The organism is Intestinirhabdus alba (genome assembly GCF_009711095.1).
Taxonomy (GTDB): Bacteria; Pseudomonadota; Gammaproteobacteria; order Enterobacterales; family Enterobacteriaceae; genus Intestinirhabdus; species Intestinirhabdus alba.
This window is the reverse complement of the sequence record NZ_WMJZ01000002.1, coordinates 152806-177529: the sequence shown is the minus strand read 5'-3', so window position 1 is coordinate 177529 and position 24724 is coordinate 152806. Positions and strand designations below refer to the sequence as shown.

General features: G+C 57.9%; 20 protein-coding genes. 8 read left to right on the top strand and 12 right to left on the bottom strand.

Annotated features, from left to right (window positions below):
* Window positions 1–285 precede the first annotated feature (285 nt).
* From lpdA to pdhR, 4 genes are all read right to left on the bottom strand, one after another.
* Window positions 286–1710, bottom strand: coding sequence for a dihydrolipoyl dehydrogenase (lpdA, locus tag GJV78_RS02420; protein ID WP_155106820.1), 1425 nt, complete (start codon window positions 1708–1710; stop codon window positions 286–288).
* Between the two features lie 202 nt (window positions 1711–1912).
* Window positions 1913–3790 (bottom strand): pyruvate dehydrogenase complex dihydrolipoyllysine-residue acetyltransferase, encoded by a 1878-nt coding sequence (gene aceF / locus GJV78_RS02415; protein ID WP_155106819.1) that lies wholly within the window; start codon window positions 3788–3790, stop codon window positions 1913–1915.
* Window positions 3791–3804: 14 nt separating this feature from the next.
* Complete coding sequence (aceE, locus tag GJV78_RS02410) at window positions 3805–6468, bottom strand: pyruvate dehydrogenase (acetyl-transferring), homodimeric type (protein WP_155106818.1); 2664 nt, start codon at window positions 6466–6468, stop codon at window positions 3805–3807.
* Between the two features lie 599 nt (window positions 6469–7067).
* Complete coding sequence (pdhR, locus tag GJV78_RS02405) at window positions 7068–7832, bottom strand: pyruvate dehydrogenase complex transcriptional repressor PdhR (protein WP_155106817.1); 765 nt, start codon at window positions 7830–7832, stop codon at window positions 7068–7070.
* 594 nt (window positions 7833–8426) lie between these two features.
* Between pdhR and aroP the strand changes: the two genes are divergently transcribed.
* Window positions 8427–9800 (top strand): aromatic amino acid transporter AroP, encoded by a 1374-nt coding sequence (gene aroP, locus GJV78_RS02400; protein WP_155106816.1) that lies wholly within the window; start codon window positions 8427–8429, stop codon window positions 9798–9800.
* Window positions 9801–9899: 99 nt separating this feature from the next.
* Here the strand turns inward: aroP and ampE are convergent, their stop codons facing one another.
* Both ampE and ampD read right to left on the bottom strand, forming a co-directional pair.
* Window positions 9900–10754, bottom strand: coding sequence for a beta-lactamase regulator AmpE (gene ampE, locus GJV78_RS02395; RefSeq protein ID WP_155106815.1), 855 nt, complete (start codon window positions 10752–10754; stop codon window positions 9900–9902).
* A complete protein-coding gene (gene ampD / locus GJV78_RS02390) occupies window positions 10751–11314 on the bottom strand; it encodes a 1,6-anhydro-N-acetylmuramyl-L-alanine amidase AmpD (protein WP_155106814.1) in 564 nt (187 codons plus the stop codon). The genes ampE and ampD overlap by 4 nt, the downstream gene beginning before the upstream one ends.
* A gap of 187 nt (window positions 11315–11501) precedes the next feature.
* On the opposite strand from ampD, the gene nadC reads away from it, so the two are divergent.
* The 4 genes from nadC to hofC all read left to right on the top strand — a co-directional run bounded on the left by nadC (window position 11502) and on the right by hofC (window position 15589).
* The gene (gene nadC / locus GJV78_RS02385) at window positions 11502–12395 is read left to right on the top strand and encodes a carboxylating nicotinate-nucleotide diphosphorylase (RefSeq protein WP_155106813.1); all 894 of its coding nucleotides are present in this window, start codon (window positions 11502–11504) and stop codon (window positions 12393–12395) included.
* Between the two features lie 170 nt (window positions 12396–12565).
* Complete coding sequence (ppdD, locus tag GJV78_RS02380; protein ID WP_155106812.1) at window positions 12566–13015, top strand: prepilin peptidase-dependent pilin; 450 nt, start codon at window positions 12566–12568, stop codon at window positions 13013–13015.
* Window positions 13012–14397 carry a type II secretion system protein GspE gene (gene gspE, locus GJV78_RS02375; RefSeq protein WP_155106811.1) on the top strand — a complete coding sequence of 462 codons (1386 nt, stop codon included), beginning with the start codon at window positions 13012–13014 and terminating at the stop codon, window positions 14395–14397. Before ppdD ends, gspE begins: the two co-directional genes overlap by 4 nt.
* Complete coding sequence (gene hofC, locus GJV78_RS02370; protein WP_155106810.1) at window positions 14387–15589, top strand: protein transport protein HofC; 1203 nt, start codon at window positions 14387–14389, stop codon at window positions 15587–15589. The genes gspE and hofC overlap by 11 nt, the downstream gene beginning before the upstream one ends.
* A gap of 78 nt (window positions 15590–15667) precedes the next feature.
* Here hofC and GJV78_RS02365 read toward each other — a convergent pair whose 3' ends face one another.
* Window positions 15668–16711: a GMP reductase gene (locus GJV78_RS02365; protein WP_155106809.1), complete on the bottom strand. Its 1044-nt coding sequence runs from the start codon at window positions 16709–16711 to the stop codon at window positions 15668–15670.
* A 219-nt stretch (window positions 16712–16930) separates the two neighbouring features.
* Here GJV78_RS02365 and coaE point away from each other — a divergent pair, with 219 nt between their 5' ends.
* The 3 genes from coaE to yacG are packed head-to-tail and all read left to right on the top strand — an operon-like array spanning window position 16931 to window position 18498.
* Window positions 16931–17551 carry a dephospho-CoA kinase gene (gene coaE, locus GJV78_RS02360; protein WP_155106808.1) on the top strand — a complete coding sequence of 207 codons (621 nt, stop codon included), beginning with the start codon at window positions 16931–16933 and terminating at the stop codon, window positions 17549–17551.
* Complete coding sequence (zapD, locus tag GJV78_RS02355) at window positions 17551–18294, top strand: cell division protein ZapD (protein WP_155106807.1); 744 nt, start codon at window positions 17551–17553, stop codon at window positions 18292–18294. Before coaE ends, zapD begins: the two co-directional genes overlap by 1 nt.
* Before the next feature lie 9 nt (window positions 18295–18303).
* Window positions 18304–18498, top strand: a complete 195-nt coding sequence (gene yacG / locus GJV78_RS02350; protein WP_155106806.1) for a DNA gyrase inhibitor YacG — start codon at window positions 18304–18306, stop codon at window positions 18496–18498.
* Window positions 18499–18531: 33 nt separating this feature from the next.
* Here the strand turns inward: yacG and mutT are convergent, their stop codons facing one another.
* The 5 genes from mutT to ftsZ form a co-directional block, all read right to left on the bottom strand.
* Window positions 18532–18936 (bottom strand): 8-oxo-dGTP diphosphatase MutT, encoded by a 405-nt coding sequence (gene mutT, locus GJV78_RS02345; RefSeq protein WP_155106805.1) that lies wholly within the window; start codon window positions 18934–18936, stop codon window positions 18532–18534.
* Window positions 18937–18994: 58 nt separating this feature from the next.
* Window positions 18995–21700: a preprotein translocase subunit SecA gene (gene secA, locus GJV78_RS02340; protein ID WP_155106804.1), complete on the bottom strand. Its 2706-nt coding sequence runs from the start codon at window positions 21698–21700 to the stop codon at window positions 18995–18997.
* A 63-nt stretch (window positions 21701–21763) separates the two neighbouring features.
* A complete protein-coding gene (gene secM, locus GJV78_RS02335; RefSeq protein WP_167519326.1) occupies window positions 21764–22267 on the bottom strand; it encodes a secA translation cis-regulator SecM in 504 nt (167 codons plus the stop codon).
* Between the two features lie 249 nt (window positions 22268–22516).
* Complete coding sequence (gene lpxC / locus GJV78_RS02330) at window positions 22517–23434, bottom strand: UDP-3-O-acyl-N-acetylglucosamine deacetylase (RefSeq protein WP_155106803.1); 918 nt, start codon at window positions 23432–23434, stop codon at window positions 22517–22519.
* A 100-nt stretch (window positions 23435–23534) separates the two neighbouring features.
* Window positions 23535–24686 carry a cell division protein FtsZ gene (gene ftsZ / locus GJV78_RS02325; protein WP_155106802.1) on the bottom strand — a complete coding sequence of 384 codons (1152 nt, stop codon included), beginning with the start codon at window positions 24684–24686 and terminating at the stop codon, window positions 23535–23537.
* Window positions 24687–24724 lie beyond the last annotated feature (38 nt).

The window sequence follows — 24724 nt, the reverse complement described above, 5'->3', positions numbered from 1 at the left end:
AATTATCGTCTGTTGACCCCGCCCGGGCGGAGAGCGGAACGCGCATTTCTGCCCCGACGTTAGCCTGAACGGACGCCCTCTTCGGGAGCGTTCCCGCCCTGCCCGTTTTCAGCCAAACGGCGTCAATTTAAACAGGAGCGCAGCGGCGGCTCGCTATCTTCCGCCCCGCCGGCCGGAGGTATTGTCTGCTTTCAGCGCCGCAACGGACTCCGTCAGGGTTTTCTACCGCCGTAAAAAAACGGCTCCGTAGAGCCGTTCTGTCAGAAAGCGGGATTCGCTCCTGAATTACTTTTTCTTTGCCTTCGGGTTTGGCAGGTCGGTGATGCTGCCTTCGTAGACTTCCGCGGCCAGGCCGACGGACTCATGCAGCGTCGGGTGCGCGTGGATGGTCAGCGCAATGTCTTCTGCATCACAGCCCATCTCGATGGCCAGGCCGATCTCGCCCAGCAGCTCGCCGCCGTTAGTGCCGACGATCGCGCCGCCGATAATGCGGTGAGACTCTTTGTCAAAGATCAGCTTGGTTATACCGTCAGCGCAGTCGGAAGCGATCGCGCGGCCGGAGGCCGCCCATGGGAAGGTCGACGTCTCGTAGCTGATGCCTTTCTCTTTCGCTTCTTTCTCCGTCAGGCCGACCCATGCAACTTCTGGTTCGGTGTAGGCGATGGACGGGATCACTTTCGGATCAAAGTAGTGTTTCTTACCGGCAATCACCTCAGCGGCAACGTGCCCTTCGTGAACGCCCTTGTGCGCCAGCATCGGCTGGCCAACGATATCGCCGATGGCAAAGATGTGCGGCACGTTGGTGCGCAGCTGTTTGTCAACGCGGATAAAGCCGCGATCGTCCACTTCAACGCCCGCCCTGCCGGCGTCGAGGTTTTTACCGTTCGGCACGCGGCCAATGGCCACCAGCACGGCGTCATAACGCTGCGCTTCGGCAGGCGCTTTTTTGCCTTCCATAGAGACGTAGATACCGTCCTCTTTCGCTTCGACGGCGGTCACTTTGGTTTCCAGCATCAGGTTAAACTTCTTACCGATGCGTTTGGTGAACACCTTGACAATGTCTTTGTCCGCCGCCGGGATCACCTGGTCGAACATTTCAACCACGTCAATTTCTGAACCCAGCGCGTGGTACACGGTGCCCATCTCCAGACCGATGATGCCGCCGCCCATCACCAGCAGACGCTTCGGTACGGACTTCAGCTCCAGCGCGTCGGTGGAATCCCAGACGCGCGGATCGTCGTGGGGAATGAACGGCAGCTGAATCGGACGGGAACCCGCCGCGATAATGGCGTTGTCAAAATTGATGACGGTTGTGCCGCCTTCGCCTTCAACTTCCAGGGTGTTGGCCCCGGTGAATTTTCCCAGACCGTTAACCACTTTGACCTTACGGCCTTTCGCCATGCCCGACAGACCGCCGGTGAGCTGAGTGATGACTTTCTCTTTCCAGGTGCGGATCTTGTCGATATCGGTTTTCGGCTCGCCGAAAACGATACCGTGCTCGGCCAGCGCTTTGGCCTCTTCGATAACTTTCGCCACGTGCAGCAGCGCTTTTGAAGGGATACAGCCGACGTTCAGGCAGACACCGCCAAGGGTGCTGTAACGTTCGACGATGACGGTTTCCAGACCTAAATCAGCGCAACGGAAGGCTGCAGAGTAACCTGCGGGGCCTGCACCAAGTACCACGACCTGAGTTTTTATTTCAGTACTCATCATGACCTCTGTAATTTATTCCCGGCGATGCGGAGCAGCTAACCGCCCACCGTTTGCCGGGTCGTTCTGTTCGTCCGTATTTTACAAAACTGTTAACAATTTTGAAACAACAAACGGCAGCCGAGGGTTCTTTATCTTAGCAACCCTAACCACATCATAAGGTTACCAGACAAAAAGCCGGCCGTTCGGCCGGCTTTTTTATTTACATCACCAGGCGGCGAATATCAGACAGCATCGTATTAATGATGGTGATAAAGCGCGCACCATCAGCACCGTCGATCACCCGGTGGTCGAAGGAGAGAGAGATCGGCATCATCAGACGCGGTACGAACTCTTTACCATTCCACACCGGCTCCATGGCGGATTTGGACACGCCGAGGATCGCCACTTCCGGCGCGTTGACGATCGGCGCGAAGTGGGTGGTGCCCAGGCCGCCGATGCTGGAGATCGTAAAGCAGCCGCCCTGCATTTCGCCAGCGGTCAGTTTACCATCACGCGCTTTCTTAGAAATGGTCGTCAGCTCACGGGACAGCTCGGTAACGCTCTTTTTGTTCACATCTTTGAAGACCGGAACCACCAGACCGTTTGGCGTATCAACCGCCACGCCGATATTGATGTATTTTTTCAGCGTCAGGCGCTGACCGTCCTCAGAGAGCGAGCTGTTAAAGCGCGGCATCTGCTCAAGGGCTGCGGCAACCGCCTTCATGATGAAGACAACCGGGGTGTATTTCACATCCAGTTTGCGCTTCTCGGCCTCAGCGTTCTGCTGCTTACGGAAGGCCTCCAGGTCGGTGATATCGGTTTTGTCGAAGTGGGTAACGTGCGGGATCATTATCCAGTTACGGCTCAGGTTCGCACCGGAGATTTTCTGGATGCGCCCCAGCTCAACTTCTTCGATTTCACCAAACTTGCTGAAGTCCACCTTCGGCCACGGCAGCATCCCCGGAATACCGCCGCCAGCGGCGGCGGCCGGAGCGGCCTCGGCGCGTTTGATCGCCTCTTTCACATAGGCCTGAACGTCTTCGCGCAGGATGCGGCCTTTACGGCCGGAGCCTTTCACCTTCGCCAGGTCGACGCCAAACTCGCGCGCCAGGCGGCGAATCAGCGGAGTCGCGTGGACGTAAGCGTCGTTCTCGGCAAATTCAGATTTGCCCTCGGCCTTCGGTGCCGGCGCGGCCGGTGCTTCAGCTTTCGCCGCCGGAGCCGGGGCGGCCGCCGCCTGTTTAGCCGGGGCGGCTGCCGGGGCAGCGCCTTCGACTTCGAAGACCATAATCAGCGAACCGGTTTTTACTTTGTCGCCGGTGCTGATTTTGATCTCTTTAACCGTACCGGCAAACGGAGCCGGGACTTCCATTGAGGCTTTATCGCCCTCTACGGTAATCAGCGACTGCTCGGCCGCCACGCTGTCGCCCACCTTTACCATCACTTCGGTGACTTCAACTTCGTCGCCGCCGATGTCCGGTACGTTAACCTCTTTCACGCCGGAGGCGGCGGGTGCCGCTGCGGCAGCCGGAGCCGCTTCCGCTTTCGCCGGTGCTGCTGCGCCGGCTTCGTCCGCCACGTCGAAGATCATAATCAGCGAGCCGGTGGAGACTTTATCGCCGGTATTGACCTTAATCTCTTTCACCACGCCGGCGAACGGTGCCGGAACTTCCATCGAGGCTTTGTCACCTTCCACGGTAATCAGCGACTGCTCGGCCGTCACGCTGTCGCCCACCTTAACCATGATCTCGGTGACTTCAACTTCGTCACCGCCGATGTCCGGCACGTGAACGTCTTTCGCCGCCGCTACAGGAGCGGCTTCTTTTTTCTCTTCTGCCCTGGCAGGTGCCGCATCAGCGGCACCGTCGGCGGAATCGAAAATCATGATTAGCGCGCCGGTCTGGGTTTTATCGCCAACGGAGACTTTGATCTCTTTAACGATGCCCGCCTGCGGCGAGGGCACTTCCATAGAGGCTTTGTCGCCTTCTACGGTAATCAGCGACTGTTCAGCCTCAACCTTATCGCCCGGTTTGACCAGAATCTCGGTGATTTCAACTTCATCGGTTCCGATATCCGGCACTTTGATTTCGATAGCCATTATTCTCTTACCTCTTACGCCAGACGCGGGTTAACTTTATCTGCATCGATGTTGAATCGGGTGATAGCCTCTGCCACCACTTTCTTATCGATTTCGCCACGTTTAGCCAGTTCACCCAGCGCCGCAACCACCACGTAGGATGCGTCAACTTCGAAGTGGTGACGCAGGTTTTCACGGCTGTCGGAACGACCAAAACCGTCGGTGCCCAGCACGCGATAGTCATCAGCCGGCACGTAGGTGCGCACCTGCTCGGCGAACAGCTTCATATAGTCCGTGGAGGCAACGGCCGGCGCATCGTTCATGACCTGAGCGATGTACGGTACGCGCGGGGTTTCCAGCGGATGCAGCATGTTCCAGCGTTCGCAATCCTGGCCGTCGCGCGCCAGCTCGGTGAAGGAGGTGACGCTGTAGACGTCGGAACCAACGCCGTAGTCCTTCGCCAGAATCTCTGCCGCTTCGCGGACGTGGCGCAGAATGGAGCCGGAGCCAAGCAGCTGAACCTTACCTTTGCTGCCTGCCAGGGTTTCGAGTTTATAGATACCCTTACGGATACCCTCCTCGGCACCTTCCGGCATCGCCGGCATGTGGTAGTTTTCGTTCAGCGTGGTGATGTAATAGTAAACGTTCTCTTGCTTCTCGCCGTACATACGCTCCAGGCCGTCGTGCATGATGACCGCGACTTCATAGGCGTAGGAGGGATCGTAAGAGATACAGTTCGGGATGGTCAGCGACTGAATATGGCTGTGGCCATCTTCGTGCTGCAGACCTTCGCCGTTCAGGGTAGTACGTCCGGAGGTGCCGCCGATCAGGAAGCCGCGCGCCTGCTGGTCGCCCGCCGCCCAGCACAGGTCGCCGATACGCTGGAAGCCGAACATCGAGTAGTAGATATAGAACGGGATCATCGGCAGGTTGTTGGTGCTGTAAGAGGTTGCCGCCGCCAGCCAGGAAGCGCCTGCGCCCAGCTCGTTAATCCCTTCCTGCAGGATCTGACCCTTCTCATCTTCTTTGTAGTACGCCACCTGCTCACGGTCCTGCGGGGTGTACTGCTGGCCGTTCGGGCTGTAGATACCAATCTGGCGGAACAGGCCTTCCATACCGAAGGTACGCGCCTCATCGGCGATGATCGGCACCAGCCTGTCTTTGATCGACTTGTTCTTCAGCATCACGTTCAGGGCGCGAACGAAGGCGATGGTGGTGGAGATCTCTTTGCTCTGCTCTTCCAGCAGCGCGCTAAAGTCCTCAAGCTGAGGCAGCTCCAGCTTTTCGGTAAACTTCGGCTGGCGGCTCGGCAGATAGCCGTGCAGCTTCTGACGCTGGGCGTGCAGATAGGTATGCTCTTCAGACCCTTCCGGGAAGGTAATGAACGGCAGTTTTTCGATATCGGCATCGGCTACCGGCACGTTGAAACGATCGCGGACGTAGCGAACGCCGTCCATGTTCATTTTCTTCACCTGGTGGGCGATGTTTTTACCTTCGGCAGAGTCGCCCATGCCGTAACCTTTAATGGTATGGGCGAGGATGACGGTAGCTTTGCCTTTGGTTTCCTGCGCTTTTTTCAGCGCCGCGTAGACTTTCTTCGGATCGTGGCCGCCGCGGTTCAGCGCCCAGATCTGCTCGTCGGTCCAGTCGGCGACCAGCGCGGCGGTTTCCGGATATTTACCGAAGAAGTGCTCGCGCACGTACGCGCCGTCTTTGGATTTGAAGGTCTGGTAGTCGCCGTCAACGGTTTCATTCATCAGTTGGATCAGCTTGCCGCTGGTATCTTTACGCAGCAGCTCGTCCCAACGGGAGCCCCACATGACCTTAATCACGTTCCAGCCTGCGCCGTCGAAGATGCCTTCCAGTTCGTTAACGATTTTGCCGTTACCGGTGACCGGACCGTCGAGACGCTGCAGGTTACAGTTGATAATAAAGACCAGGTTATCCAGCTTCTCGCGGGTGGCGATAGTGATCGCGCCCTTGGATTCCGGCTCGTCCATTTCACCGTCGCCAAGGAAAGCGTAAACGGTCTGCTTAGAGGTATCCTTCAGGCCGCGGTGCTCCAGATATTTCAGGAACTTCGCCTGGTAGATCGCGCCGATGGGGCCGAGCCCCATGGAGACGGTCGGGAACTGCCAGAACTCCGGCAGCAGTTTCGGGTGCGGATAAGAAGGAAGGCCGTGGCCGTGAACTTCCTGACGGAAGTTATTCATCTGCTCTTCGCTCAGGCGACCTTCCAGGAAGGCGCGCGCGTAGATGCCGGGAGAGATATGGCCCTGGAAGTAAACCAGGTCGCCGCCGTCCTGCTCGTTGCGGGCGCGGAAAAAGTGGTTGAAGCACACTTCATAGATCGTGGCGGAGGACTGGAAGGAAGCCATGTGACCGCCCAGCTCAAGATCTTTTTTAGAGGCCCGCAGGACGGTCATAATGGCGTTCCAGCGGATGGCGGTACGAATACGGCGCTCCAGATCCAGATTACCGGGATACTCCGGCTCGTCTTCAACGGCAATGGTGTTGACGTAGTTGCTGGCTCCGGCACCTGCCGCCACCTTCACGCCGCCTTTGCGGGCCTCTGAAAGCAGCTGGTCAATCAAATACTGAGCGCGCTCAACACCTTCTTCACGGATGACCGATTCGATCGCCTGTAGCCAGTCGCGGGTTTCGATCGGATCCACGTCATTCTGGAAACGTTCTGACATGGGGGTATTCCTTATCTATCTAATACGTTGAGTTATCTGGAACCTGTCCCATTGCGTTTTCACACGCCCCGCGCTTCATGCTGTATCCTGACCGGCCGCCAGGCTGCCCGGCGCTTCCATGCGTTTCACCCTTCCGGGTCGCCGTTCCACGGCGTTAAGATCCATTCCGGGTTCCGGCCGCATCCTTTGCTCTACGTCCGGAGGCTTGCTCACTTGCCTTGTCATACAACCTGCATCAGTCGGAACTGAAAAACGCAATAAGACAGGTTCTGCGTTATCTACCCGTTATACTTCAGGCCGCACGTGCGTTGGTTTACCGCCTTTATGCCACCTGAATTATTAAGGGTATAGCCTGGCTCATCAGGCGCAATTGTTACAACCCCACGCGGATCCTGAACGGCGTAAACTGACCGACGCTTACATCACGCGGGTCGCTACGCCCTTCTGCCGGCGCGCGCTAAACGCAGCGCGCGTTAGCGGGTGCTCTCCGGACCTCGGCGGCGAATAACATCGCCTGCGAACCTGGCTTTTTGTTGCCGCGCGCTTTTCATGCGCGTGATTTACAACATCTTCTGGTAAACGTGCTGCCAGAAAAATCACTAATTTTTTCGCTGCTCCAGGCGGCGCAGAGCGCGTTCGCGACGGCTCTGCTCGCGGCTACGGTCCAGCAGAATCTCTTCGATAAACGCAAGGTGGCGATGCGAAGCCTCGCGCGCCTCTTCGGGCTTACCGGCAATAATCGCTTCAAAAATGCGGGTGCGGTGACTGCTTACCAGCGGCAGCATTTCGCGACGCGAATAGAGCAATTCAAAGTTCTGACGGACGTTCTGCGCCAGCATTGGCTCCATACACCTTAGCAGATGGAGCAGAACGACATTGTGGGCCGCCTCGGTAACGGCAATCTGATACTGGAGCACCGCGTCGGACTCCGCATCCAGATCGCCGGACTGCTGAGCCAGCTCAATCGCATGATGCAGCTCGCGAATGCGGACTTTGTCCTCATCCGTGCAGCGCAGCGCCGCATAGTAGGCGGCAATGCCTTCCAGCGCATGGCGCGTCTCCAGCAGATCGAACTGGGATTCAGGATGTCCGGACAGCAGCGCTACCAGCGGGTCGCTAAAGCTCTGCCAAAGGCTGTTCTGAACAAAAGTGCCGCCGCCCTGACGACGCAGCAACAGCCCCTTCGCTTCGAGACGCTGGATCGCCTCGCGCAGAGAGGGGCGGGAAACGTCGAACTTCTTCGCCAGTTCGCGCTCCGGCGGGAGTTTTTCACCGGGGCGCAGGGTCCCCTCCAGAATTAAAAACTCCAGCTGTTGCTCAATGACATCGGATAGTTTGGGTTGGCGGATTTTGCTATAGGCCATGCGGTCCTGTCTTAAACCATTTGCCTGGAGTTAATTGGTCTTACCAATTCTTTATCTGTGACGCTAAAGTAACAAAGTATTCACCTTGTGTCCATACAGCTTTTGATTGAAATCACTAAACCCGGCACTTTTTAACAAGTAACCAGGCCAAACACCCCAAACATGTAACTTATTGCAAATGTTAAATTTACCTGTAAAAAATTTGTTTTAACTAATTTGAAACGTAGAAAAATCTCATCTGAACCGATTCACCTGCGGCAATTATGAATTTATATTCAATAAACATGAATAATATAAGCAATATCGCCGTTACCAGCGCTTTGTAATTGATTTACACATGCTCTCTTTTTAGGCAAGCCGCTCTTCGCGCTTCATAAAGCAGGTGCATTCGCCGCCGCATACCATTATTCTTGTCCACGTAAAAGAGCTTTATCAGCATTTCCATGAAAGTCGCTGTAAAGAAAAAAATACAAAAACGGAATAACACACTTACACACGCATCACCGCGTAGCTTAAAAAGTAATGACTCACGCGGATCGGTCCCTTGCGGCAAAGCGGCCCGAAGCGGCGAGAGTAAACCACACACGAGGTTTTATGATGGAAGGTCAACAGCACGGCGAGCAGCTAAAGCGCGGTCTTAAAAATCGACATATTCAGCTTATCGCGCTGGGCGGCGCGATAGGGACGGGTTTGTTCCTGGGAAGCGCCTCCGTTATCCAGTCCGCCGGTCCCGGCATTATTCTGGGATACGCTATCGCCGGATTTATTGCCTTTATGATTATGCGCCAGCTGGGGGAAATGGTCGTCGAAGAGCCGGTCGCCGGTTCATTCAGCCACTTTGCCTATAAGTACTGGGGTAGCTTTGCCGGATTTGCCTCCGGCTGGAACTACTGGGTGCTTTACGTGCTGGTGGCCATGGCGGAGCTGACCGCCGTCGGTAAATATATTCAGTTCTGGTGGCCGGAAATCCCGACCTGGGCCTCCGCTGCGGCGTTCTTCTTACTCATCAACGCCGTTAACCTGACCAACGTCAAAGTGTTTGGCGAGATGGAGTTCTGGTTCGCTATTATTAAAGTAATCGCCGTCGTCGCGATGATTCTGTTCGGCGGCTGGCTGCTGTTCAGCGGCAGCGGCGGCCCGCAGGCCACGGTGCGCAACCTCTGGGAACACGGCGGCTTTCTGCCGCACGGCCTGACGGGGCTGGTGATGATGATGGCGATTATTATGTTCTCATTCGGCGGTCTGGAGCTGGTGGGGATCACCGCCGCCGAGGCCGATAATCCGCAACAGAGCATTCCGAAAGCGACCAACCAGGTTATCTGGCGGATCCTGATCTTTTATGTAGGCTCGCTGGCGATCCTGCTCTCCCTGCTGCCCTGGACCCGCGTAACCGCCGACACCAGCCCGTTTGTCCTCATCTTCCATGAACTGGGCGACACCTTCGTCGCCAATGCCCTCAACGTCGTGGTGCTGACCGCCGCGCTCTCTGTGTATAACAGCTGCGTCTATTGCAATAGCCGTATGCTGTTCGGCCTGGCACAGCAGGGCAACGCGCCGAAGGCGTTGATGTCGGTGGATAAACGCGGCGTACCGGTAAACACCATTCTGGTTTCGGCGCTGGTCACCGCACTGTGCGTACTGATTAACTACGTTGCGCCACAGTCCGCCTTCAGCCTGTTGATGGCGCTGGTGGTATCGGCCCTGCTCATCAACTGGGCCATGATCAGCCTGGCGCATATCAAGTTTCGCCGCGCCAGGCAGCGGCAGGGAATGACGCCGCGCTTCCCGGCGCTGTTCTACCCGGTCGGCAACTGGATCTGCCTGATTTTTATGGCGGCAGTGCTGGTGATTATGCTTATCACGCCAGGCATGGCAATCTCGGTCTACCTGATCCCGGTCTGGCTGGTGGTGCTGGGCATCGGCTTTCTGTGCAAACAGAAAAGCGCCGGAGTGGTAAAAGCACATTAGAAACGCTGTGTGGAGAGCCAGAGGAGCGGCTTCTGACGAACTGCTCACGAGTGGTTAAGAGACGCTCCCCTCCCCCACCGCGGGTGAGGGGAGCCAGGCTTAAACCAGCGTGCCGTAAAGGGTCAATAGCGCAATTATCACCACCAACGTGAACGACGTTTTCCGGGCCATTGAGACGGCAGATTTCGGCGTTTCAACGCTGTCGGTATGGGGTTCGCGTGCCAGAGAGAACTGCGCCAGCCGGGTCAGTACCTGATACTGCGAGGTATGCCGATCCGTCAGCGAGGCAAACCAGGCGGGCAGCGCTTTTTCACCGTGCCCCAGCAGAGCATACACCACCCCCGCCAGCCGCACCGGAACCCAGTCCAGCACGTGCAGCACGGCGTCAATGGCGGACTGCTGGCGCTGTTGCGGGGTCATATAGCGCGCCAGCCATGACTGCCAGGCGCGTAAAAAGGCGTAGCCCACCAGGGTCACCGGTCCCCACGGCCCGCCAACGATCAGCCAGAACAGCGGTGCCAAGTAAAAGCGAAAGTTTATCCACAGCAGCGCATTCTGCAGCTCGCGCAGAAACTCACGCTCGCCGCAGTCCGGCGGCACGCCGTGAATCAGCGTCAGCTCGCTGGCCATCGCCTTGTACGCATGGGCATCACCGCGGGAGGCCGCCGTAAGATAAGCGTGGTAGTGCAGGCGGACCTTGCCCGCGCCGATGCACAGCAGGCCGATCAGGATCCACGCCACCAGCGACAGCACGTTAAACAGCACCCCTTCCAGCGCGTACAGCAGCAGAAAGGTTATCGCCATCACAAAGATCATCATTCCCAGCGTACGCGCCGCCGAGAAATGGTGGATCCGGCGAAAAATCGCCTCCAGCCGGTGATCGAACTGCCAGTGCTCTCCCAGCTTAAAAAGGCGCTCGACGATCAGCACCAGTAGCGTTGTAAACAGCGTCATGTCATCTCCTTGTGTGACGAGGCGGCAAGCAGAGCGCGAAACGTCTCCCAGTCAAACGCGGGTCCAGGATCGGTCTTGCGCCCGGGGGCAATATTGCAGTGTCCGGTCATGTTATCGGCAAGGGCCGGGTAGCGCTTTAGCAGCGCGCGGGTTACGGCGGCCAGCTGCTGATACTGCACGTCGGTATAGGGCAGCGTATCTGTCCCTTCCAGCTCGATACCGATGGAAAAATCATTGCAGCGCTCACGCCCCTGCCAGGACGAAACGCCCGCGTGCCACGCGCGCTTATCAAATGGAACATACTGGATAATTTCGCCATCCCGGCGAATCAGGCAATGGGCCGAAACGCGCAGATGGGCAATTTCGGCGAAAAAAGGATGGGCGTGGGGATCGAGGGTTCCGCTAAACAGGGCGTCGATCCACGGGCCGCCGAACTCGCCGGGCGGCAGGCTGATATTATGCACAACCAGCAGCGAAGGGGCTTCCTCATCAGGACGGCAGTCGTAATGCGGCGAGAGCACGCGCCGCGCCTCCGTCAGCCAGCCCTTATCCAACAGCATGAAGTATCTCCTTATCTACCTCGTGAGAGGGCTAAAATATCTGTATCGCTGGCCCCGAAGGGTAAGGCCCAGTGCCGAATAAAGCCAACGCACATGCAACCTGAAGTATGACGGGTATATGGTGCAAATAGCCGGTTCAGAGTAGCATATTTCTTCCTTATCATTCGTCAGCTATCTGGAGCCAGCCATGCCGCCCCGTCGTTATAATCCTGATGACCCACGTGACGCCCTGCTGGAACGGATCGGTCTGGATATTTCCACCGCCGTCGCCCGGGCGCTGCGTAACGACCTGGGTGGAGAGGCAGACACAGGTAGCGCTATCACCGCCCCCCGGCTCTCTGAGAGCGCCCGCTCACAGGCCACGGTTATCCCCCGCGAGAAGGGTGTATTTTGCGGCAAGCGCTGGGTTGAAGAGGTTTTTATCCAGCTGGCCGGCGACGATGTCGTTATGACCTGGCACGTTAAGGATGGCGATATTATCCGGGCGAATCAGCCGCTGTTTGAACTGGAAGGCCCCTCTCACCTGCTGCTGGCTGGCGAACGCTCCGCGCTCAGCTTCGCGCAGACGCTTTCCGGCGTTGCCAGCGCGGTGCACGACTACGTCAGGCTGCTGACGGGCACGCAAACCCAGCTGCTGGACAGGCGCAGCCCCCGGCCCGGATTCCGCTCCGCCCTGCAATACGCCGCCCTCTGCGGCAGCCGTCGGCTGGCGTTATCCGATACCTATCTGCTCCCGGAGAACCATATTATCGACTGCGGTTCGATTCGCCAGGCGGTTGAAAAAGCCTTCTGGCTGCACCCGGACGTACCAATAGCGGTCCCGGTGAACGATCTCGCCGGGCTGGACGAGGCGCTGAAGGCGGGGGCGGATATCATCATGCTGAACAGCGCCGAAACGGCACAGATACGCGAAGCGGTTCATCGCGCTTATGGCCGGGCGCGCCTGGCCGTAAGCGCCAGCGTCAGCCGCGAGAGGCTGCGGGAATGGGCGGAAACCGGCGTTGATTTTATCTCCGTGAACGCGCTGACGGAACATCTCCCCCCGCTGGCTCTCTCTATGCGTTTTCGCGACGCCTCCTGACAAAAGCCTCTCGCCGGGCGCATTTTCCCGAGCCGCCCCGCAATTTGCATTTTTGATCGTGTAATTCATTAAATATTCGTGGAATCGCGCTCCTTACTTTCTGTTTTTCCACTCGCCGCGCGCCGCGCACATTTGCCAAAGTAACGCCTCCCTACTTAAGGAGCGAACCTATGGACAAACAACGCGGATTTACGCTTATCGAACTGATGGTGGTTATCGGCATTATCGCTATCCTTAGCGCGATCGGTATCCCCGCTTACCAGAACTACCTGCGCAAAGCGGCGCTGACGGATATGCTGCAAATATTTGTCCCTTACCGCACCGCCGTTGAGCTGTGCGCGCTGGATCATGGCGGCATCGCCTCCTGCAATGCGGGCAGCAACGGTATTCCGCCGGCGACCACCTCCCGCTATGTCTCAGGCGTAAGCATTCTGAACGGCGCGGTAACGCTGACCGGCCAGGAGAGCCTCAACGGTCTGAGCATCGAGCTGACCCCGCAATGGGATAACGCCAGCGGTATTACCGGCTGGACGCGCCTCTGCCGCATCCAGAACGATAGCGCGCTGCAGCAGGCCTGCGAAGATGTCTTCCGCTTTAACGCTGAGCAGGAGAGAAGATGACAGACGCACAGCTTCTGGCGTTATGCCAGCGCCATCAGGCAATTGTCCTCAGCGCAGACGGCGAGACCGTCCACATCGCCGTGCAGGATGCGCCCTCTGTAAACCTGCAGGATGCCCTGCGTTTCGCCACCCAAAGACGTATCAAAATCGACTGCTGGACCCGCCAGCAGATGGAGCGCCACTCGCAGCAGCCGGGAAAAGCGTTCGCCAGCGTCATCCCGGAACAGAGTCCCGACGTAGCCGTATTGCTGAATCAGATCCTGCAGACGGCGCTGACGAAGCGCGCCTCCGATATCCATATTGAACCGACGGAGCATCGCTACCGGGTTCGTCTGCGGGTGGACGGCGTGCTGCACGCCCTGCCGGATCTCGCGCCAGAGACGGGAGCGGCCCTGACGGCCCGGCTTAAGGTGCTGGGCAATCTGGATATCGCCGAGCATCGGCTCCCGCAGGACGGGCAGTTCACCGTCACGCTTTCAGACAGCCCGGTCTCTTTTCGCCTCGCCACCCTTCCCTGCCGGGGCGGAGAAAAGGCGGTGCTGCGGCTGCTGCATCAGGTTACCCAGCCGCTGGAGATAAAAGCGCTGGGCATGCAGGAGGATCAGTTGGCCGCCTTCACCCAGGCACTGCGACAGCCCCAGGGCCTGGTGCTGGTAACCGGGCCGACCGGAAGCGGTAAAACCGTCACCCTCTATAGCGCGCTGCAGACGCGCAACACGCCGGAGGTCAATCTTTGCAGCGTGGAGGACCCGGTTGAAATCCCCATTGAAGGGCTAAACCAGACGCAGGTCAATCCGCGCGCCGGGCTCACCTTTCAGGGCGTACTGCGCGCGCTGCTGCGTCAGGATCCGGATGTGATTATGATCGGCGAGATCCGCGACGGCGAGACGGCAGAAATCGCGATTAAAGCTGCACAAACCGGGCATCTGGTCCTCTCCACGCTGCATACTAACTCCACCAGCGAAACGCTGGTGCGTCTGCAGCAGATGGGGATCGCCAGTTGGATGCTCTCTTCGGCGCTGACGCTAACGGTGGCCCAGCGGCTGGTCAGAAAGCTCTGCCCGCACTGCCGCCATCTGGTTGACGATCCCATTACGCTTCCCGCCGCCCTGTGGGCCACGCCGCTGCCGCGCTGGCGGGCGGGCGGCTGCGAACGCTGCTATCACGGTTTTTATGGCCGTACGGCGCTGTTTGAGGTTATGCCAATTACCCTCTCGCTACGTCAGCTGATTGCTAGCGGGAGCGAAGCCGAAGCGCTGGAGGCTCACGCGCAGCAGACAGGTATGCGCACGCTGTTTGCCAACGGCTGTGAGGCCGTCGCGCAGGGGCTAACCACGTTTGAAGAGATAATCCGCGTTCTGGGGATTCCTCATGCCCGCTAAGCAGCTCTGGCACTGGCAGGGGATCGGCAGCGAAGGCGAAGCCTGCGAAGGCGCTCAGTGGGCGGAAAACCGCGAGCTGCTGTCCAGCATGCTGGAACGGCGTCAGATTGCGCCTTTGCGTATAAAGCGCCTGGGCGTAAAAGCCGCCCTGTGGTCAACTGACAAAAGCGCCGCGCTAATACATCAGCTGGCAACGCTGCTGAAAGCGGGCCTCACGCTCACAGAAGGGCTGACCCTGCTCGCCGGGCAGCATCCCAGCAGGCAATGGCAGGCGCTGCTGCAGACGCTGGTTTCAGAGCTGGAGCAGGGCGTGCCCTTTTCCAGCACGCTGGCACAGTGGCCTCAGGTGTTTCCGCCGCTATATCAGGCGATGATCCGTACCGGAGAGCTGACCGGCGGGCTGGATACGTGCTGTTTTGAGCTGGCCCGTCAGCAGGAGGCCCAGCGTCAGCTTGCCGTTAAAGTAAGGAAGGCGCTGCGTTATCCGCTGATTATTTTAACCATGGCGCTGCTGGTGGTGCTGGCCATGCTACATTTTGTGCTACCAGAGTTTGCCGCTATTTACAGCACCTTTAACACGCCGCTGCCGGCGCTGACGCAGGGGATTATCGCGCTGGCCGCCTTCAGCGGCCGCTGGGGCTGGCTGCTACTGCCCATCGGGGCGACAGCGGCCCTTGCCAACAGGCTGCTGCGGCGAAAGCCGGCGTGGCTCATTCAGCGCCAGCGCCTGCTGCTTCGCACGCCGCTCGTCGGTCGTCTGATGCGCGGGCAAAAGTTAACCCAGATATTCACTGTACTTGCCCTTACTCAAAACGCCGGCGTTGCCTTTGTCCAGGGAGTGGAAAGCGTCAGAGAGACGCTGGACTGCCCATACTGGTCGCAGCTGCTGACGCAGGTACAGCGGGATATCAGCGCCGGTCAGCCGGTGTGGCTGGCGCTGAAAAATGCCGGGGAGTTCAGCCCGCTTTGCCTGCAGCTGGTAAAAACGGGAGAGGCCTCCGGCTCGCTGGACACCATGCTGAGCAGCCTTGCGCGCCATCACAGTGAAAGCACGCTGGCGCTGGCGGATAATCTGGCGGCGCTGCTGGAACCTGCGCTACTGATCGTTACGGGTGTGATTATCGGCACGCTGGTGGTCGCCATGTATTTACCGATTTTTCATCTGGGAGATGCGATGAGCGGGATGGGGTAAGCAAGGCCCGGCCCCTTAACCGGGCGTGGCGTTGACGCTCATAAGGGCCGGCGCGTCGTCAGCGCCGGCACGGTACGGCTACAGGCTGTTGAAAACGCGGTTTTCCTGCTCCTGCACGCGGATAAAGGTTGTACGCTTGGTCAGCTCTTTCAGACGAGACGCACCAACGTAGGTGCAGGCGGAGCGCAGGCCGCCGAGAATATCGCGGGCGGTATTTTCCACCGGCCCACGCAGCGGCAGCCTGACGGTTTTCCCCTCCGCAGCGCGATAGCCCGCCACGCCGCCAACGTGGCGATTCATCGCCGACTCGGAGCTCATGCCGTAGAACAGCATAAATTTCTCGCCGTTCTCTTCAATAATTTTACCGCCGCTCTCTTCGTGACCGGCCAGCATCCCACCCAGCATGACAAAGTCCGCACCGCCGCCGAAGGCCTTCGCCACGTCGCCCGGCATGGTGCAACCACCGTCGCTGACGATGGTGCCGCCCAGCCCATGGGCGGCGTCCGCGCATTCGATAACGGCGGAGAGCTGCGGATAGCCGACGCCGGTTTTCACCCGGGTGGTGCATACGGAGCCGGGGCCAATTCCGACCTTCACAATATCGGCACCGGAAAGGACCAGCTCCTCACACATTTCGCCGGTAACCACGTTGCCGGCGCACAGGGTTTTCGTCGGCCATGCTTCACGCGCTTTAGCGACAAACTGCACGAAGTGCTCCGAGTAACCGTTCGCCACGTCAATGCAGACGAAGTTCAGCGCCGGATTAAGAGCCAGAATGCGTTTAGTTTTTTCAAAATCGGCGTCGGAAGTGCCGGTGGACACCATCACGTGCTTCAGAACGTCAGCAGAGGCACTGCTGATAAAGCCCTGCCACTCTTCAACGGAATAGTGCTTATGCACGGCGGTCAGGATGTCGAAAGAAGCCAGGGCGGCGGCCATACCGAAGGTGCCGACGGTATCCATATTGGCAGCAATGATCGGTACGCCGGACCAGGTCTGACCTGAATGTTTAAAGGTAAACTGACGTTCCAGTTCAACTTCGGAACGACTTTTGAGAGTAGAACGCTTGGGACGAATAAGAACGTCTTTAAAACCTAACTTCAGATCTTCTTCGATACGCATGTGCAGATTCCTGGGGTTAATGGCGAAAAAGCGAAACTCACAACTCCAGTGACGCTATCATACGCACTAATCAATGCCGCGCAAGACTGCGAAATTTTCTTTTTTTACGATACAATCTCAGAAATTTACCTGACGAAGAGTGGATATGCAGTGTATCCGCCTCTGCCTGACGCGCATACAATTTAACCCTTTGGGTATTAATTCCCGGAATCTACACCTATGAGGTATACGGTAGCCTTAACCGGCGGCATTGGCAGTGGCAAAAGCACCGTTGCAAACGCATTCGCCGACCTCGGAATTAACGTCATAGACGCCGATATCATCGCACGTCAGGTGGTGGAGCCCGGTACGCCCGCCCTTAAGGCGATAGCGGACCATTTCGGCCCCCAGCTTATTGCTGCAGACGGTACGCTGCAGCGCCGCCTTCTACGTGAACGCATCTTTTCACAGCCGGAAGAGAAGGCCTGGCTGGATGCCCTGCTACATCCTCTGATTCAGCAGGAGACCCAGCGCCAGCTACAGCGAGTCTCCTCACCATATCTGCTGTGGGTCGTCCCGCTGCTGGTTGAAAACGCGCTGTATAAAAAAGCGAACCGCGTTCTGGTGGTGGACGTCACGCCCGAGACGCAGCGCCAAAGGACAATGTTACGCGATGGCGTTTCGCGCAGGCATGTTGAACAGATCCTTGCCGCCCAGGCAACGCGCGAAGCGCGCCTTGCCGTCGCAGACGATGTTATCGATAATAATGGCGCGCCGGATGCCATCGCATCGGATGTCGCCCGCCTGCACGCCCGCTATTTAGCGCTGGCGGCGCAGTTTGTCTCACAGGAAAAACCGTAATGCACACCCAGGTCCTTTTTGAACACCCGCTCAACGAGAAGATGCGCACATGGCTGCGCATTGAGTTCTTGCTCCAGCAGCTCTCCGCCAACTTACCCATCGCCAATCATGCCGGCGCGCTGCATTTTTTTCGCCATGTCGGGGATTTATTGGACGTGTTCGAGCGTGGTGAAGTCCGCACGGAACTGCTTAAGGAGCTGGAGCGGCAGCAGCGCAAACTTCAGGCGTGGGTGGCCGTACCCGGCGTCGATCAGAGCCGAATTGAAATCCTGCATCAGCAGCTTAAAACCGCAGGCAGCGTTCTGATATCAGCACCTCGCCCTGGGCAGCAGCTGCGCGAAGATCGGCTGATCGCTCTGGTGCGCCAGCGGCTGAGCATTCCCGGCGGCTGCTGCAGCTTTGATTTACCAACGCTGCATATCTGGCTGCATCTGCCCCAGGCGAAGCGCAACGCCCAGATCGAAGCCTGGCTTGCCAGCCTGGAGCCGCTCAGCCAGGCGCTGACGCTCATTCTCGATCTGATTCGCCACTCCGCGCCGTTTCGCAGGCAAACCAGCCTGAACGGTTTTTATCAGGATAACGGTGAAGACGCCGATCTGCTGCGCCTGATGCTGACGCTGGATTCGGAGCTTTATCCGCAGATTTCCGGGCATAAGAGCCGGTTTGCCATTCGCTTTATACCGCTGGACAGCGAGCACGGCCTGGTGCCGGAACGTCTCGACTTTGAGCTGGCCTGCTGCTAAGGAGTCAACATGAGTGAAACGATTACCGTTAACTGCCCCACCTGTGGGAAAACCGTCGTCTGGGGCGAAATTAGCCCGTTCCGCCCGTTCTGCTCCAAACGCTGTCAGCTGATAGATTTGGGAGAGTGGGCCGCCGAAGAGAAGCGTATTCCCAGCAGCGGCGACCTGTCGGATAGCGACGGCTGGAGCGAAGATCAGGAGTAACGTTGCCAGGCGACGTTACCCAGGCAACGCCATTTATCCAGTCGCGCTCTGCCCCGCCATAAGTCTATTGATAACCGGCTTATTGGCGGGAGGAAACGCTTCGGCATCCAGCGCGCGTTGCGCAATCCACTGCCCCGGCTGCCCCTCCCGTCCCCAGGGTTCACCCTCCCAGCGCTCCACCAGCCAGAACCAGAGCGTGAGATGCCGGTCCGGAAACTGATACTCCAGCTTTTCGAACAGCGATATCTCGAGGGGCGTAATTCCCACCTCTTCCCGTAGTTCACGCGCCAGCGCCTGCTCCGGCGTTTCCAGTGGTTCGATCTTACCGCCGGGAAACTCCAGCCGGTTTGCCATATGAACGTCGGCGGCGCGTCGGGTAACAAAAATTTCGTCCTGCGGGTTACGGATAATTCCCACGGCAATCTGCAGCGTTTTCATCCTGTTGTATCCATAAAAAAGGCGCAGTTTCCCGCGCCTTATGGTTGCGACTCCGCCCTTAGCTCAGGCGACCGTGGCACTGTTTGTATTTTTTACCGGAGCCGCAGGGGCACGGATCGTTGCGTCCTACCTTACGATCGCCCGTTTGCGCGGCCAGGGCGGCGGCAGCGGCGGCATCATCATTCTGATGGCTCAGTTGCTGCATCTGCGCCAGACGTTCGGCTTCTTCACGGCGCTGTTGCTCCATGGCCTCAACCTCTTCCGGCATCCGCACCTGAACCTTGCTCAGCGTACTGATCACTTCATACTTCAGCGATTCCAGCATCGCCGCAAACATGGAGAAGGATTCGCGCTTGTACTCCTGCTTTGGATCTTTCTGCGCATAACCGCGCAGGTGGATCCCCTGGCGCAGATAGTCCATCGCCGCCAGGTGCTCTTTCCACAAAGAGTCCAGGGTTTGCAGCATGACGCCCTTTTCAAAATGGCGCATCATCTCAACGCCGACGATCTCTTCTTTACGCTGATAAACCTCAATGGCCTGAGCCAGAATGCGCTCGCGCAGCGTCTCTTCATGCAGCTCCGGCTCTTTATCCAGCCACTCGGCAATCGGCATATCAAGATCGAAATCGTTTTTCAGCCGCTCCTGCAGGCCGACAACATCCCACATTTCTTCCAGCGACTGAGGCGGGATATAGGCGTCAATGGTGGCCTTAAAGACATCTTCCCGAATGCTGTTGATGGTTTCGCTAACGTCGGAGACGTCCAGCAGCTCGTTACGCTGGCTGTAAATGGCGCGACGCTGGTCGTTGGCTACATCGTCGTACTCCAGCAGCTGCTTACGGATGTCAAAGTTGCGGCTTTCAACTTTACGCTGGGCGTTGGCGATCGCTTTGGTCACCCACGGATGCTCAATCGCCTCTCCCGGCTTCATTCCCAGCTTACGCATCATGCCGGAAACGCGATCGGAGGCAAAAATACGCATCAGGGCATCTTCCATCGACAGATAGAAGCGGGAGGAACCCGCATCGCCCTGACGGCCGGAACGACCGCGCAGCTGGTTATCAATACGGCGGGATTCATGGCGCTCGGTGCCAATAATATGCAGGCCGCCGGCGGCCAGCACCGCCTCATGACGCACCTGCCAGTCCGCTTTAATCTGCGCTACCTGCTCGGGCGTTGGGTTTTCCAGCGCGGCGACTTCTGCCTGCCAGCTGCCGCCGAGCACAATATCCGTACCGCGACCCGCCATGTTAGTGGCAATGGTCACCGCCGCCGGATACCCCGCCTGGGCGACGATCGCCGCTTCGTTCGCGTGGAATTTGGCGTTCAGTACGTTATGTTTGATGCCCGCTTTGGTCAGCTCGTTCGAGACGACTTCGGACTTCTCGATAGAGATGGTGCCCACCAGCACCGGCTGGCCCCTGGCGGTACGCTCTCTGATATCTTCAATAATGGCCTGAATTTTTTCCGCTTCGGTCATGTAGACCAGATCCGGCATATCCTTACGGATCATCGGCCGGTTAGTTGGCACAACCACGGTGTCCAGCTTATAGATAGAACTGAATTCAAAGGCCTCGGTATCGGCGGTGCCGGTCATACCGGCCAGCTTTTCATACAGACGGAAGTAGTTCTGGAAGGTGATGGAGGCCAGAGTCTGGTTCTCATTCTGGATCTCCACGCCCTCTTTCGCCTCCACCGCCTGGTGCAGGCCGTCGGACCAGCGACGACCCTGCATGGTACGGCCGGTGTGCTCATCGACGATAATGACTTCGCCATCCTTCACGATATAGTCCACATCGCGGGTAAACAGCGCATGAGCGCGCAGCGCGGCGGTGACGTGGTGCATCAGCATGATGTTGCCCGGCGAATACAGCGATTCGCCCTCTTCCATAATGCCTTCTTTGACCAGCAGCTCTTCAATCAGTATCAGCCCACGCTCGGTCAGGTTGACCTGGCGCGCTTTTTCGTCGACGGAAAAGTGGCCTTCGCCCTGGAAGGTTTCAGAATCTTCTTTGTCCTGGCGGATCAGATGCGGGATGATTTTATTGACTTTTTTGTACATCTCCGAGCTGTCTTCCGCCGGGCCGGAAATGATCAGCGGGGTACGCGCTTCGTCGATTAAAATCGAGTCGACCTCATCCACCAGCGCATAGTGCAGCTTACGCTGAACGCGCTCTTCCGGACTAAAGGCCATGTTGTCACGCAGGTAGTCAAAGCCGTATTCGTTGTTGGTGCCGTAGGTAATATCGGCCGCATAGGCTTCACGCTTCGCCGGTGCCGGCATTCCCGGCAGGTTAATGCCTACGGACATGCCGAGGAACTCAAACAGCGGGCGGTTGTTTTCGGCGTCGCGCTGCGCCAGATAGTCGTTCACGGTCACCACGTGCACGCCTTTCCCGCTCAGCGCGTTCAGGTAGGCGGGCAGCGTTGCGGTCAGGGTTTTACCTTCACCGGTGCGCATCTCCGCAATACAGCGATCGTTCAGCACCATGCCGCCCAGCAACTGTACGTCAAAGTGACGCATGCCAAACACGCGCTTACTGGCTTCACGAACCACGGCAAAGGCTTCCGGAATCAAACTCTCAACGCTTTCGCCTTTTTCAATGCGCGCGCGAAATTCGTTGGTTTTGCCCTTCAGCGCCTCATCGGAGAGTTTTTCCATCTCCGGTTCCATGGCATTGATGAGGCTGACCGCTTTACGCATACGACGCAGCGTACGATCGTTACGACTACCGAATACTTTTGTTAATAACTTGATTAGCATAATAAAATCTCAAACGCCCCGCGTTGCGGAGTCTTCATAATAAGTGAGTGGTAATTTGTTTCTTTAGCTGAGGCGTTGAGGGCCAGCGCGGATCCCCTGCGCCTGGCTTATCCAGACGGGAGTGCTGAAAGTGGCCTGAGGGGTAAAATACGTGTACGCCACGCGCCGCATAGCGGGCGGGGCCGCTTTCTGGGTCAGCAACGCGCTGAGGGTATTCAGCAGAGCCAGGTGATGCGCCTGAAGCGGCAGCGGCTCTTCCGCAACGGGCAGCGCCTGCGGGGCCAGGGCGAAAGAGAGATGGCGGATTACGGTGCGAATCGCATGCTGATGCCAGTAGTCGACGCTAAAATTCGCCCGGCGAGCGCTCGTTTCCAGGCGCGCAAGCTGGCTAAAATTAACTTTCGTCGCCCGGTCGGGGCTGCTGGCAGCGGCTCTGGCTGGCGTGGCGGGCTCGGCGGCGTTGCCGATAGCGGGCAGACCAAAGCTGGCCGCAACCATCCCTAATAAGAGATGCGGCCAGAAATATCGTCTGCCTAACTGTCGCCAGCGCGTCAGTATTCCACTCACGTTTTCGCCTTCCTGTTAGCTCCCGAATGCCCGGAATACGCATTCGCTACGTTTTTGCGCACAAATCTTATCATTAATGCCGATGCCGGACAGCAGTATTGATAAGAAGAAGCGGACAAAAGTGTTTAAGAAAACGGCGGTTGCGCCCGCTGCGCCGCACATCGGGCGAAAAATCCAAAAAAAACGACTGGCTCACCTGGCCGGAGAGAGTGCCAGATAAACCAGTCGAATTTTTATGACGAAGCGTCGTTATGCCAGTACGGTCGAAGGCGCTTTAAACGCCAGCGGCAGTTCCGCATCGTCCTGGAAGGTGACAAATTCCCACGCTTCCTGCTTCGCCAGCAGCGCCTGCAGCAGTTTATTATTCAGCGCATGGCCGGACTTATAGGCCGTGAATGCACCAATAATATTGTAACCACACATAAACAGGTCGCCGATTGCGTCAAGCATTTTGTGACGAACGAACTCATCTTCAAAACGCAGGCCGTCTTCATTCAGTACGCGATAATCGTCAACAACGATGGCACAATCGAAGCTGCCGCCCAGGCACAGACCGCGGGACTGCAGATATTCGATATCGCGCATAAAGCCGAAGGTGCGCGCGCGGCTAATCTGGCGCATAAAGGCGTCCGCCGAGAAATTCATCGCATAGCGCTGGCTGCTGGCGTCAATCGCCGGATGGTTAAAGTCGATAGTGAAATCCAACGTAAAACCATTATACGGACGGAATTCAGCCCACTTGTCGCCATCTTCGACGCGAACGGTCTCTTTGATGCGTACAAATTTTTTGGCGCAGCTGAGTTCATCAATACCGGCGTCAAGCAGCAGGTAGACGAACGGCGCGGCGCTGCCATCCATAATCGGGATTTCCGGTGCATCGACTTCAATAACGATGTTATCGATGCCTAATCCCGCCAGCGCCGCGTTCAGGTGCTCGACGGTGGAAATCCGTACATCATGCTCGTTCACCAGGCAGGTACAGAGCATGGTATCACGCACAGATTTGGCATCGGCCGGAAAATCTACCGGTGGATTCAAGTCGGTGCGACGATAGATGACCCCGGTGTTAGCCGGCGCAGGGCGTAATGTCAGGGTGACCTTTTTGCCGGTATGTAAACCGACGCCGGTCGCCTGAACGATACGTTTAAGTGTCCTTTGTTTGATCATCGTATAATCTCGCCAAATTACTTATCCAGCCGAAGTGTACAATACATTCGGCGGGCCAGTTTAGCACAAAGAGCCGCGGAACCCAACTTCAAGGCGATTCTTAATCGGCCTGCTTGCGCAAGAACGCGGGAATATCCAGATAATCCGGCTCCTTAGCGGTCTGCGGCGCGTTGTCGTTGACCACTTTCGCCACCGATTTCTGCTCCTGCGACAGCGGTGCCATGCCGTGCTGCTGGTAGCGATCCATCACCGGCTGCTGAGCTTGCTTATTGGTCACCAGCGTAATTTCAGGACGCTTGTCCATGCCGATACCGGTGGCCACCACGGTCACGCGCAGTTCGTCGTTCATGTCCGGGTCCAGAGACGTACCGATAACCACGGTGGCGTTATCCGATGCAAAGGCGCGGATAGTGTTGCCGACGGTTTCGAACTCGTCCAGACGCAGGTCGAAGCCCGCCGTAATGTTGACCAGCACGCCGCGAGCGCCGGACAGGTCGATATCTTCCAGCAGCGGGGAGGAGATCGCCATTTCGGCCGCCTCTTCCGCACGGTCTTCGCCGCTGGCCACGCCGGAGCCCATCATCGCATAGCCCATTTCGGACATAACGGTGCGCACGTCGGCGAAGTCAACGTTCATCAGCCCCGGACGGGTAATCAGCTCTGCGATCCCCTGAACCGCGCCCTTCAGCACGTCGTTTGCCGCGCCGAAAGCGTCCAGCAGGGAGATACCGCGCCCCAGCACTTTCAGCAGCTTGTCGTTCGGAATGGTAATCAGCGAGTCCACGTGTTTGGACAGCTCGGTGATGCCCTGCTCGGCGAAGGCCATACGCTTCTTGCCTTCGAAGTTAAACGGCTTGGTCACCACGGCGACGGTCAGGATGCCCAAATCTTTCGCCACTTCCGCCACTACCGGCGCAGCGCCGGTGCCGGTGCCGCCGCCCATACCCGCGGCGATAAAGACCATATCAGCCCCCTCAAGGGCGGCGCGCAGCGCTTCGCGATCTTCGTCCGCCGCATTGCGCCCTACTTCCGGGTTAGCGCCAGCGCCCAGACCTTTAGTAATGCCGCTACCGATCTGAATGGTCTGGCCGACCGCCGTCTTACGCAACGCCTGGGCGTCGGTATTTACGGCGAAAAATTCAACACCTTCGATGCGCTCGCGCACCATGTGTTCAACGGCGTTACCGCCGCCGCCGCCGACGCCGATGACTTTAATCACCGCGTCGTTGGTCAGTTCCATAGGTTCAAACATAATTTCTCTCCGTTATGTGCCTGTCGCCTGAGGCCGTA

Coding starts and splice junctions, on each gene's coding strand:
- ppdD (WP_155106812.1), top strand. CDS start 12,566: ATGGACAAACAACGCGGATTTACGCTTATCGAACTGATGGTGGTTATC.
- gspE (WP_155106811.1), top strand. CDS start 13,012: ATGACAGACGCACAGCTTCTGGCGTTATGCCAGCGCCATCAGGCAATT.
- ampD (WP_155106814.1), bottom strand. CDS start 11,314: ATGCTGTTGGATAAGGGCTGGCTGACGGAGGCGCGGCGCGTGCTCTCG.
- pdhR (WP_155106817.1), bottom strand. CDS start 7,832: ATGGCCTATAGCAAAATCCGCCAACCCAAACTATCCGATGTCATTGAG.
- mutT (WP_155106805.1), bottom strand. CDS start 18,936: ATGAAAACGCTGCAGATTGCCGTGGGAATTATCCGTAACCCGCAGGAC.
- ftsZ (WP_155106802.1), bottom strand. CDS start 24,686: ATGTTTGAACCTATGGAACTGACCAACGACGCGGTGATTAAAGTCATC.
- aceF (WP_155106819.1), bottom strand. CDS start 3,790: ATGGCTATCGAAATCAAAGTGCCGGATATCGGAACCGATGAAGTTGAA.
- yacG (WP_155106806.1), top strand. CDS start 18,304: ATGAGTGAAACGATTACCGTTAACTGCCCCACCTGTGGGAAAACCGTC.
- lpdA (WP_155106820.1), bottom strand. CDS start 1,710: ATGAGTACTGAAATAAAAACTCAGGTCGTGGTACTTGGTGCAGGCCCC.
- nadC (WP_155106813.1), top strand. CDS start 11,502: ATGCCGCCCCGTCGTTATAATCCTGATGACCCACGTGACGCCCTGCTG.
- lpxC (WP_155106803.1), bottom strand. CDS start 23,434: ATGATCAAACAAAGGACACTTAAACGTATCGTTCAGGCGACCGGCGTC.
- secA (WP_155106804.1), bottom strand. CDS start 21,700: ATGCTAATCAAGTTATTAACAAAAGTATTCGGTAGTCGTAACGATCGT.
- ampE (WP_155106815.1), bottom strand. CDS start 10,754: ATGACGCTGTTTACAACGCTACTGGTGCTGATCGTCGAGCGCCTTTTT.
- aceE (WP_155106818.1), bottom strand. CDS start 6,468: ATGTCAGAACGTTTCCAGAATGACGTGGATCCGATCGAAACCCGCGAC.
- hofC (WP_155106810.1), top strand. CDS start 14,387: ATGCCCGCTAAGCAGCTCTGGCACTGGCAGGGGATCGGCAGCGAAGGC.
- GJV78_RS02365 (WP_155106809.1), bottom strand. CDS start 16,711: ATGCGTATCGAAGAAGATCTGAAGTTAGGTTTTAAAGACGTTCTTATT.
- coaE (WP_155106808.1), top strand. CDS start 16,931: ATGAGGTATACGGTAGCCTTAACCGGCGGCATTGGCAGTGGCAAAAGC.
- zapD (WP_155106807.1), top strand. CDS start 17,551: ATGCACACCCAGGTCCTTTTTGAACACCCGCTCAACGAGAAGATGCGC.
- aroP (WP_155106816.1), top strand. CDS start 8,427: ATGATGGAAGGTCAACAGCACGGCGAGCAGCTAAAGCGCGGTCTTAAA.